This window comes from Saccharomonospora iraqiensis subsp. paurometabolica YIM 90007 (assembly GCF_000231035.2).
Lineage (GTDB): Bacteria > Actinomycetota > Actinomycetes > Mycobacteriales > Pseudonocardiaceae > Saccharomonospora > Saccharomonospora paurometabolica.
This window is the reverse complement of sequence record NZ_KI912220.1, coordinates 1459-2298: the sequence shown is the minus strand read 5'-3', so window position 1 is coordinate 2298 and position 840 is coordinate 1459. Positions and strand designations below refer to the sequence as shown.

Annotated in this window: 1 protein-coding gene; it reads left to right on the top strand. The window is 74.3% G+C overall.

Going from position 1 to position 840, the window contains the following annotated elements:
- Positions 1–245: 245 nt before the first annotated feature.
- On the top strand, positions 246–840 hold a 595-nt coding region (locus SACPADRAFT_RS26400; RefSeq protein WP_233357141.1), incomplete at its 3' end, for a PspC domain-containing protein.

Here is an 840-nt window from a genome sequence, read left to right as displayed (position 1 = left end):
GCCCCGCGGTGTCCGGAGCGCCCGGGGTGCCCGGGCCGGTCCGGGACCGCACCGACGGGGTCCGCGCCTGCGTCCGGGCGCGGCCGGTGGCCTGTTCTCCCACGTAACCCATGGTCACACGGTCGGGCGGGCGAATCATCAGGGAGAACCCCGATTCCCCGGGACGGCGGCCCTGATCCGCACCCGTCGTTCTCCGGGGTCATCCCCGATGCGGCGGGCCCGTCCCCCCGCGCATGCTGTCGGACATGGGCAGCACGGCGAACATCTCCGGGCACCGGGAGAGTTTCGAGGACACGGTGCGGGACTTCTGGGCGAGTCGGCCGCACCGCCCCCGGGAGGGACGCAAACTCGCCGGGGTGGCGGCCGCCGTCGGCGACCGCTACGACATCGACCCGATCCTCGTCCGGGTGGCACTGATCGCGCTCACCGTGTTCGGCGGCATCGGGCTCAGCGTCTACCTGCTCGGGTGGCTGCTGCTGCCCGAGGCGGACGACGAGGTCTCCGGCCTGGAGCACCTGCTCGGCAAGGGCCACAGCTCGATGTCCCGGCCGCTGGCGCTGGTGCTGTGCGTGCTGCTGCTGCCCGTGACGAGCTGGGCGTTCGCGGGCGACTGGTTCGACGGGGGCGGCTTCATCGGCCTCGCCCTCGTGGTCACGGCGGTCTACCTGCTGCACCGCAGCCGGGGGGAGCACAACCGGCCCGTCGCCTCGACGCCCAGCGCCCGGATGCACACCGCCCCGACGACGCCGGGCCACGGGGCGGCCACCGCGTCCGCCGCGACGTCGTCGGGCACCGCACAGTCGGGCACCGCACAGTCGGAAACCGCACAGTCGGGCACCG